The organism is Streptomyces sp. NPDC048295, from assembly GCF_040652135.1.
GTDB lineage: Bacteria > Actinomycetota > Actinomycetes > Streptomycetales > Streptomycetaceae > Streptomyces.
Genome location: NZ_JBEZLL010000015.1, coordinates 204055 through 213457 on the forward strand (window position 1 = coordinate 204055; position 9403 = coordinate 213457).

Consider the following 9403-nt stretch of genomic DNA (forward strand, 5'->3'; position numbering starts at 1 on the left):
TGCCGCCTCCCGCGGTACGTCACACGACTCTGCCAGCAATCACTGGCATTGTGGGGAGACTAGAACAGCTCCGTACCGATGGGTAGGGGTACGGCGAGGGAAAGTTACCGGCGGTACAACGTGCGGCCTCCCCCGCGACAGGGAGCGGATGGCGAGCGGCGCCATGCGGCTTCGATCGCAAGGCGGAGAAGGGGGACGACGCGGAGCGCCGTCGACCGACGACAACGCCGCAAGCGGAGTCGCGGGGCGCCGGGAGCCCGCTCCCTGCCGCGGGGGAGGCCGGTAGGGTGCGGGTGTGGCCGAAGGACGCGAGCACCGCGAATACCGCATGGAGGAGCTGGCCAAGGAGGCCGGCATCCCCGTGCGGACCGTGCGTTTCTACCGGGAGCGCGGACTGATCTCGCCGCCCCGCCGCGAGGGGCGCATCGCCTGGTACGACGACCACCATCTGGCCCGGCTGCGCACCATCACCGGGCTGCTGGAGCGCGGACACACCCTCACCGGCATCGCCGATCTCGCCCGCACCTTCGAGAGCGGCCGCGACGTCGCCGAGGTACTGGGGCTGGGCGAGCCGACCGAGGAGACCCCGGTCCGCCTCACGCCCGAACAGCTCGCGGACTACTTCGAGGGCGAGACCGGCACGGAGAACCTGGCCGCCGCCCTCGACCTGGGATATCTGGCCACCGACGGCGACGAGATCGTCCACATCAGCCGCCGCCTGCTGGAGGTCTCGTCCCAGCTGGTACGGGAGGGAATCCCGCTCGCCACCGTGCTGGAGACCGGCCGCCGGGTCCGCGAGCACGCCGACGCGCTCGCCGAACTCTTCGTGGGCGCCCTGGAGAGCCACAGCGGCGAGGCCGAACCGCCCCAACTCCGGCCGCTGGCCCGGGCGGTGATGGACGCCGAGCTCTCCATGGCCCTGGACCGCCGCATGCGCCGCGAGAACACCGACGGTCCGCCGCACAGCCCCGCCCCCTGACGGACGGTCGCACGGCGGCCGCCCGGCCGGCACTCTCGATCGCACGCCGGGATCCTGCCCCGCCCCGACCGCCCCGCACTCCCCCCGTTCGCACGCTCTACTGTTCGAAGACCACCGTCACCGGCGCGTGGTCGCTCCACCGCTCGGCGTGCGTCGCGGCCCGCTCGACCCAGCCCTTCACCGCGCGCCCGGCCAGCCCCGGCGTCGCCACCTGGTAGTCGATCCGCCAGCCGGCGTCGTTGTCGAAGGCCCGCCCGCGGTAGGACCACCACGAGTACGGCCCCTCCTCGTCGGGGTGCAGCGCCCGTACGACATCGACGTACTCGGCCTCGTCGAAGACCCGGGTCAGCCACTCCCGCTCCTCGGGGAGGAAGCCGGAGTTCTTCTTGTTGGCCTTCCAGTTCTTCAGGTCGGCCTCGCGGTGGGCGATGTTCCAGTCACCGCAGACCACGACCTCACGGCCCCCGGCCGCGGCACGCTCCTTCAGGCCCTTCAGATACGGGAGGAACGCGGCCATGAACCGCTCCTTCTCGTCCTGCTTCTCGGTCCCCACCTCACCGGAGGGCAGATACAGGCTCGCGACCGTGACACCCGGCAGATCGATCTCGACGTAGCGCCCACTCGTGTCGAACTCCTCGCTCCCCGCGTCCCCGAAGCCGCCGAACCCGATCTGCACGCGCTCCGGCGCACGCCGCGAGTAGAGGGAGACCCCGGCCCGCCCCTTGGCGGCGGCCGGCGCGTGCACCGTGTGCCAGCCGTCCGGGTCGCGCACCTCCTCGGGCAGCTGCTGCGGCTCGGCCCGCACTTCCTGGAGGCAGATCACATCGGCTTCGGTCCGGGCCAGCCATTCGACGAAGCCCTTCTTGGCGGCGGCACGGAGCCCGTTTACGTTGACAGAGGTCACAGTGAGCATTCCGGCACGATACCGACACCGGATGCCCGCATACATGTACCATTCTCCGCATGAATATCCACCCTCGGCCCTTCGACCACCCCGACGCCGTCGAACTCAACGATCAGGTGCAGCTCGAATACGCCGAGCGGTACGGGGACGAGGGCGATGTCACACCGCTCGACCCCTCGATGTTCGAACCGCCCCACGGGCTGTATCTGCTCGCCTACGATGCGCGGGACCGTCCTGTCGCCACCGGCGGCTGGCGCACCCAGGACCGGAACGACGAGGGCTACTCGGACGGCGACGCCGAGCTCAAGCGGATGTTCGTGATACCCGAGGGCCGCGGCAACGGACTGGCCCGCCGCATCCTGGCCGCCCTGGAGGCCGACGCGCGGGCGGCGGGCCGGGTCCGCATGGTGCTGGAGACCGGGGACAAGCAGCCTGAGGCGATCGCGCTCTACGAATCCAGCGGCTACGCCCCGTGCGAGAAGTTCGGCCACTACCGCATGTACGAGAGCAGCCGCTGTTTCGCGAAGCCCCTGCGGTAGCGGTCCCGCGCCCGAGGGGCGGGTGCCGCCACCGTGGCACTGTCCGCCTCGTGGCGCTGTCCGCCGCCGTGACCGCCGCCGTCCGGGCCCGCGCCGACACCGGGCCCTCAGGCCCCGGCCGCGTACCGCCAGAACTCCCGCATCAGCGCGGGCGGTGTCGGTCCGGTCATCTCCAGCTGGGTCAGCAGGACGGAGACCGCGCCGGTGGCGGGCGTGAGATGCCCCGCCGTTCCCGTGCCGCCCACCCACCCGTAGCGTCCCGGCACGTTCCACGGCTCGACGGCCTCGACGTCGACCGAACCGCCGTAGCCCCAGCCCTGGCCCTCCAGGAACAGCGTGCTGTGCTCCCGCTGCGCCCGCGTCAGATGGTCGGTGGTCATCAGCCGCACCGATTCGGCGGACAGCAGCCGGCGCCCGCCGGGGCTCCCTTCCGGGTTCCCCTCTGCGAGCAGCATCCGGGCGAAGGCGTACCAGTCGTCCGCGGTCGAGACCAGCCCGCCGGTGCCGGACGGGAAGGCGGGGACGCTGCTCCACTGCCCGTCCGGGGCGTCGACCAGCTGAAGGCCGCCGGCCGGGCTGCCGCGGTAGTAGCTGGTGAACCGGCCGGCCTCGGAGGCCGGTACGGCGAATCCGGTGTCGGCCATGCCCAGCGGCTCGAACAGCCGCTCCGCCAGGAACTCGGGCAGCGGCCGGTCCGAGACCCGGGCGATCAGCACCCCGAGGATGTCCGAGCAGGTGTTGTACAGCCACTCCTCGCCGGGCTGGTGGAGCAGCGGGATACGGGACAGCGTGGCCATCCACGCGTCCGGCGCCTCGATGGCCTGCGGTTGCAGCGCTCCCTGCTTCAGCTCGCTGAACAGCAGCCGGACCGCGGGCAGCGAGAAGTCCGACGGGAAGCCGTACCCGGCCCGGAAGGTGAGCAGGTCGGCCACGGTGATGACCTTGGCGGCGGGCACCACGTCGTCGGCCGGGGAGGCCGGCGTACGGACGACCATCGGCGCCGCCAGCTCCGGCAGCCACTGCCGCACCGGTTCGTCCAGTGCGATCCGGCCCTCCTCCACCAGCATCATGGTCGCCGCGGCGGTGACCGGCTTGGTCATCGAGGCGATGCGGAAGATCGAGTCCCGGGCCATCGGGACCGTACCGCCCGCGTCGGCGGAGCCGACCGCCGCCACCTCGACCCGGTCGCCGCGGGCCACCAGCCCCACGGCCCCCGGCGCCGCCCCGTCGCCGACATGCTTCTTCAGGACATCGTTCAGATCGGTCATCGGTCCACCTTCCCGTTTCATCCGCTCGGAAAGCTGGACCGCCGCACCGCCCGGAACTCATCGGCCCGGATTCAGCGCACCCGGCCGACGCCCACGTAGAAGCCGCTGCGCTCCCGCACCGGTGCGGGCTCCTCGCGGTACCACTCGGTGGCGAAGACCAGCCCCGGTTCGACGAGGTCCAGCCCGTCGAAGAAGGGCTCGACCTCGCTCCGGGTGCGCATCCGCAGCGGGATCGCCCCCTTCTTGTACACGCTCTCGGTCTCCTGCTTCAGCTCCGGATGCTGGTCGGCGGTGCCGTGCGAGAGCACCAGGTAGCTGCCCGGGGGCAGTGCGTCGACCAGCGTGCGGGTGAGGCCGTACGGGTCCTCGTCGTCCGGCAGGAAGTGCATCAGCGCGATGAGGGAGAGCGCGACGGGCCGGTCGAAGTCGAGCAGTTCACGAGCGTGGTCGAGGATCGCCCCGGGCCGGCGCACATCCGCGTGGATGTAGTCGGTGAGCCCCTCCGGCCTGCTGACCAGCAGCGCCTCCGCGTGCCGCAGCACGATCGGGTCGTTGTCCGCGTAGACGATCCGGGCGGACGGGGTGATCTCCTGGACGACCTGGTGCAGATTGGGCTCGGTGGGGATGCCGGTGCCGATGTCGAGGAACTGATCGACCCCGTTGCGGGCCAGCCAGGCGGAGGCCCGGTGCATGAAGGCCCGGTTCCGCGCGGCGTTGCCCCGCGCCTCCTCGGGCAGCTTCTCCGCAACCTGTTGGTCGACCGGATAGTTGTCCTTGCCACCCAGCAGCCAGTCGTAGACGCGCGCGGGGTGGGGCTTGCTGGTGTCGATCCGGGGCTCGGGCAGGTCGACCGGCACGGGGCGCTCCTCTGGGTGCGGAGAATTCGGAAGAATTCGAGAGCGGGTAAGCGCGTTCAGCGTAGGCGATGCCACTGATGGAACTGCGGCCGGAACCCCCTTGCGTTGAAGCGCACTTCAACATCCACACTCCTTCTCACGGCCACCGAACGACGGCGGCCGCGACGGAGGGGACTGTCATGAAGTACCGCACCATCGGAACCGACCCCGCGACCCGCCGCGAGGTGAGTGTCCTGGCGCTCGGCGCGATGCTCTTCGGGTCGGTCACCGACGAGAAGACCTCGTTCGCCGTCCTGGACCACTTCGTCGAGGCCGGCGGCACGTTCATCGACACCTCCGACAACTACGCCTACTGGGTCGACGGTGGTCTCGGCGGCCAGAGCGAGCGGCTGCTCGGGAAGTGGCGGCGCAGCCGCGGCATCGGCGACGAGATAGTCGTCGCCACCAAGCTCGGCGCCGAACCGCTCGCGCCCGGCACCGGGTTCGTCGACAACCCGGAGGGCCTGTCGGCGAAGGCGGTCCGCGAGGCCACCGAGCGCAGCCGGGAACGGCTCGGCGTGGAGAAGCTCGACCTGCTCTACGCGCACATCGAGGACCGGACCGTCCCTCTCGGCGAGACGGTCGAGGCGTTCGGGGAGCTGGTGGCCGAGGGAGCGGTCGGACTGCTGGGCGCCAGCAACCACGCCGTCTGGCGGGTGGAACGCGCCCGCTCGCTCGCGGCCGCCGCCGGACTGCCCGGCTACGAGGTCCTGCAATACCAGCACAGCCACCTGCGCCCCCGGTTCGACATCCCCAGCCCGCTGTTCGAGGACGGCAGCCTCGGCCACGCCGGCCCCGAGATGTTCAGCTATCTGCGCGCCGAGCCCGCGCTGACCCTGGTCGCGTACTCCCCGCTGCTCGCCGGCGCGTACACCCGCACGGACAAGCCGCTCCCCGCGGACTACGACCACCCCGGCACCCCCGCACGGCTCGCGGTCCTGCGCGAGATCGCCGCCGAGACCGGAGCCGGCGTCAACCAGGTCGTCCTGGCGTGGCAGATCGGCGGCCACCTGCCCGTGATCCCGCTGGCCGGCGCGTCGTCGGTGGCCCAGCTGAAGGAGAACCTGGCGGCGGTCGACCTGGAACTGACGGACGACCAGCGGGCCCGTCTGGACGCGGCACACTGATCCCACGCCCCGACCGGCTTGTCGACGCTCTGATCCGCGGCCTTGTCGAATCGGTACAGCCAGAGGAACAGCTCTTCCGAATCGTCTCCGACCCACGTTGTCCGGCTGCCCGGAGAAGCGGTACACCTTTCGTTGCACACTGTGACGAACATGTCACACACTGCCGCGTGAACCTCTACCTTGAAAGGGTTTCCCGCTCCCCGGCGCACGGCGCGAAAGGTGGTCAAAAGTGGCTACGCGCAAGAAAATCGACGGCTCGGCAGATATCCCGCAGTTCTACGGCAAGGAGCTGCGCTGCCAGCGGGAGAAAGCCGGACTGACCTTGTAGAAGCTGTCGGAGGGCAGCTTCTACGGCATCACGCTCCTCAGCGAGATCGAGCACGGCAACCGCAGCATCCCGCTGGACCTCGCCCACCACGCCGACCGGGTCCTCGGCACGGACGGCTACTTCGCACGCTGCTGCGACGACGTACGGAAGGCCAAGCGCAATGGCCACGCGGAGTACTTCGAGCGCGTGCTGGAGGCCGAGAAGCGCGCCGAGACCATCGAGCAGTGGTCACCAGGCGTCTTCCCCGGCCTGCTCCAGACAGAGGCGTACGCGCGGGCCGTGATCTGCGCCGAGCGGTTGCCTGAACTTCCCGAGGAGATCGACGAGAAGGTCAACGGACGGCTGGCGCGGGCGCGGCTCTTCGAAGCCGATCAACGGAATCCGCAGTACTGGGCGATCCTGCCCGAATCCCTGCTGCGTCTGCCGATCCTGCCACTGCAGCAGATGGCCGAGCAGCTCGACCACATCGCCGCCCTCATCAGGAGAGACCGGATCTTTACGCAGATCCTCCCGCGGAACACGGGAGCGCACGCCTTGATGCTGAGCAACGCCATGGTGCTGGACTTCGCGGACGCTCCTCCGCTGGTCTGCACGGAGGGCCAGCACCATGGGAACACCGTCGACGATCCGGCCCTCGTGAAGCAGTACCGGAGGTCGTACGATCTCCTGAGCCGGAGGTGTCCCTCACCATGATCGAGGAAGCGGCAGAGGACCACCGAAATGGTGTGCAGCCAGTTCGACTTGAGCGCCGTCACCTGGCGTAAGAGCAGCCACAGCAACACCTCCGGCGGCGACTGCCTCGAAGTCGTGGACGGCCACCCCGGCATCGTCCCCGTCCGTGACTCCAAGCGTCCCGAGGGGCCGGTGCTCATCGTGAACGCGTCCGCGTGGACGCCGTTCGTCGAGTCCGTCAAGGCACCCTGAACCCCGCACCGCCCTCAGCACATCTCCGTCCCGGCAGCCCGCGCGCAGCAGAGCCTCCCGCTCTCCTACGCGCGGGCTTTTGCATTGATCGGCGATCGGACGTAAACGTATCGGCTTCCCATGGCTGTCCCCTTGTGTCCGTGCAAACGCTCCTGGGAGGCACCAGTGCTGGCCATACTCGAAGAACCGACCGTCCCGGCGGTATTGCTCACCGCCGTCATCGAGGTGGTGCGGCTGCTGCACTCCGCTCGATCCGCGCCGCCTCCGCAGCCGGTGGTGATCGTTGTGGATCGGGAGCCGCACAGCGAGAAGGGGAAGAAGTGATGGGTACCGGCAACGAGGTGACGCAACCGCGCGAGTCGATGCACGACTTCTACGAGCGCATGTGCCCGAAGCTCATCGCCCGCGCCTCCAAAATGTGCAAGAACCAGCAGGACGCCGAGGATGCGGTGCACGATGCGTTCGCGGCTGTTCTGCCCCGATGGGCGCAGTACGGCGAGTACGAAACTCCCGAAGCCGTAGTGCAGCGCGCCATGGTCCAGCGGGTGCGGAAGATGCAGTGGCGGCGCGCTCGTTGGCTCGGCCTCGTCAGGGACGCCCCCATGCCCGACCCCAGTTCCGACCCCCAGCTCAGCGCCGAGGCCGGCGAAGTGATCGCGGCGTTGCGGAATCTGCCGCCTCGTCAGCGCACTGTTCTCGTCCTGTATGCCTGGAACGGGTGCTCGACACAAGAGATCGCGGACCTGCTCGGTATCTCCGACAGCACGGTGAGGGTCCACATGCACAAGGCGCGAACGAGCCTCAACCTCTGGTTCGGACTGGAGGGATGGGAGGCCGATCCCACTGGGCTCCTCCCCGAGACGGGCCTCGACATCCTGTCACCGGACGTGGACGGAGACGGGGACGAAACGGTTATGGCTGCTGTCCGTCGTGCCGGGGAAGAGCTGGAGCGCCACTTCGAGGCGGACCGCACCGCCCAGGAACGGATTCTGGCCGCTCTGAAGGACACAGCAGCCCGACAGGGATGGTCCGTAGAGGGAAAGAAGTGACCCTTGGCATCGACACGACTCCGGACGGGGAAGCTGTCGAGCGCACAGCGCACGACAACCGCCCGTCTGCTGCTTCTGTGCCTGTATGCGATCGTCCTCTGCATCCTGCTGGGCTGGCTCGGGCTGATGCTGGTGGTCACGAATGGTCTGGCCTCGGAAGCCAGCTCGGTGAGCTGGACAACCATCAACCTCGACGCCTGGAGAACGCTGCTGCGCGTGTCCTTGGCCGCTGCGGTCATGGTGGGCCCCACCATCGTCCCGCTCGTCGGCGCGATCCGTATGGCCCGTGCGGGAGGACGCCGTCGACGGGATTTCGTGCGACTCGAACCGACGGATGCTCCAGAACTGTGGGCCATGGTTGCCGAGCTCGACTCGTCCCTCGGCACTCGGATGAACAGAACCTCGATCTGGCTCACACCCCGCGCGAATGCCGATGTGACGGTCTCGCCACCACGTGGCCGCCCCCGCGCCAAGAGCCTCTTCCTCGGTGTGCCGCTCCTGGCCGGGTTGGACCGTGAGGAGCTGCGCGCCGTCCTGTGTCACGAGCTCGCCCACTGCGCCGGGCGGCATCACAACTTCGGCGTCCTGTCCCGCCGGGGTTCCAAAAAACTGGACGACCTGGCTGAGGAGTTGGACAGCACGGCGACAGTCAGCACAGGCGTAGCCAACCACGACTGGTTGCTTTGGCTGTATGCCCGCGCGCTGATCAAGTTGTTCCACAGTTACAGGGTGCTGTACGACCGGATCACCCGATCCGCCCGCCACCGACAGGAGTACGAGGCCGACCAGGTCGCGGCGCGGCACGTGGGCCGTGGCGTGATGAGACGGGCACTGCTGCGGGCCGATCAGACGGTGGCAGCCTGGAAGACATTCCGTCGGGCATCGACCTCACAGATGTCTCAGGACCGGTTGGAAGAGCTCTACCGGTCCCTGGGCAACGCACTACCCGCTCGTACAGGTCAGCGATCGCACCGCCCCGAGAAGGAGCACACGTCCTCGCACCCCCCTCTCTCACAACGCCTGGCAGCCCTCGGTGCGGGGCAGGAGGACACCCCTGCGTCAACTGGAGCACCCAGCCTGCAGATCCTGTCATCGACGGATGAAGGAACCGGGACGACGCGATGGCCGAAGCTGCCTGATCCGGTCAGGCGTCCCCCGGACTCGGGCAGACGGCCTCAGGCCAAGGCGGGCAGACGGCCTCGGGCCAAGGTGGAGTCGGCATTCCTCGGTATGTCGCTGAAAGTGCTCACGACCATCCTGACCGCACTCCTCCCCGTCACCCACATCATCGAGAACTGGCCCTGGTGACGAGGCTCCACCCGCACACCCGGCGGGGGGTGCCCCCCGGCCGGGGGGGGGGGCGCCCCCCCCCCCCCGGGCGCCCCCCCC

The 9403-nt window shown here is 69.4% G+C and carries 10 protein-coding genes and 1 pseudogene; 8 read left to right on the forward strand and 3 right to left on the reverse strand.

The features are described from left to right. The first annotated feature begins 328 nt into the window (after window positions 1-328). Entirely contained in the window at window positions 329-979 is a 651-nt protein-coding gene (locus AB0D53_RS23110) for a MerR family transcriptional regulator (RefSeq protein ID WP_362449525.1), read from the forward strand. Between the two features lie 97 nt (window positions 980-1076). Here AB0D53_RS23110 and AB0D53_RS23115 read toward each other — a convergent pair whose 3' ends face one another. Next, on the reverse strand, window positions 1077-1892 hold the full coding sequence (locus AB0D53_RS23115) for an exodeoxyribonuclease III (protein WP_362449486.1): 816 nt from the start codon (window positions 1890-1892) through the stop codon (window positions 1077-1079). A gap of 50 nt (window positions 1893-1942) precedes the next feature. Here AB0D53_RS23115 and AB0D53_RS23120 point away from each other — a divergent pair, with 50 nt between their 5' ends. Continuing rightward, a complete protein-coding gene (locus tag AB0D53_RS23120; RefSeq protein ID WP_362449488.1) occupies window positions 1943-2422 on the forward strand; it encodes a GNAT family N-acetyltransferase in 480 nt (159 codons plus the stop codon). 107 nt (window positions 2423-2529) lie between these two features. Here AB0D53_RS23120 and AB0D53_RS23125 read toward each other — a convergent pair whose 3' ends face one another. Both AB0D53_RS23125 and AB0D53_RS23130 read right to left on the reverse strand, forming a co-directional pair. Continuing rightward, window positions 2530-3690: a serine hydrolase domain-containing protein gene (locus AB0D53_RS23125; RefSeq protein WP_362449490.1), complete on the reverse strand. Its 1161-nt coding sequence runs from the start codon at window positions 3688-3690 to the stop codon at window positions 2530-2532. A 71-nt stretch (window positions 3691-3761) separates the two neighbouring features. Continuing rightward, on the reverse strand, window positions 3762-4547 hold the full coding sequence (locus AB0D53_RS23130) for an SAM-dependent methyltransferase (RefSeq protein ID WP_362449492.1): 786 nt from the start codon (window positions 4545-4547) through the stop codon (window positions 3762-3764). A gap of 179 nt (window positions 4548-4726) precedes the next feature. Here AB0D53_RS23130 and AB0D53_RS23135 point away from each other — a divergent pair, with 179 nt between their 5' ends. The 6 genes and pseudogenes from AB0D53_RS23135 (at window position 4727) to AB0D53_RS23160 (ending at window position 9322) form a co-directional block, all read left to right on the forward strand. Next, the gene (locus AB0D53_RS23135; protein WP_362449494.1) at window positions 4727-5713 is read left to right on the forward strand and encodes an aldo/keto reductase; all 987 of its coding nucleotides are present in this window, start codon (window positions 4727-4729) and stop codon (window positions 5711-5713) included. A gap of 229 nt (window positions 5714-5942) precedes the next feature. Then, window positions 5943-6805, forward strand: a pseudogene (locus tag AB0D53_RS23140) (helix-turn-helix transcriptional regulator). Continuing rightward, the gene (locus AB0D53_RS23145; RefSeq protein ID WP_362449496.1) at window positions 6762-6965 is read left to right on the forward strand and encodes a DUF397 domain-containing protein; all 204 of its coding nucleotides are present in this window, start codon (window positions 6762-6764) and stop codon (window positions 6963-6965) included. The pseudogene AB0D53_RS23140 and the gene AB0D53_RS23145 overlap by 44 nt, the downstream one beginning before the upstream one ends. A gap of 165 nt (window positions 6966-7130) precedes the next feature. Next, complete coding sequence (locus AB0D53_RS23150; protein ID WP_362449498.1) at window positions 7131-7289, forward strand: hypothetical protein; 159 nt, start codon at window positions 7131-7133, stop codon at window positions 7287-7289. After that, complete coding sequence (locus AB0D53_RS23155; RefSeq protein ID WP_362449500.1) at window positions 7289-8014, forward strand: sigma-70 family RNA polymerase sigma factor; 726 nt, start codon at window positions 7289-7291, stop codon at window positions 8012-8014. Before AB0D53_RS23150 ends, AB0D53_RS23155 begins: the two co-directional genes overlap by 1 nt. Window positions 8015-8017: 3 nt before the next feature. After that, window positions 8018-9322 (forward strand): M48 family metallopeptidase, encoded by a 1305-nt coding sequence (locus tag AB0D53_RS23160; RefSeq protein WP_362449502.1) that lies wholly within the window; start codon window positions 8018-8020, stop codon window positions 9320-9322. The last annotated feature ends 81 nt before the right edge of the window (window positions 9323-9403 follow it).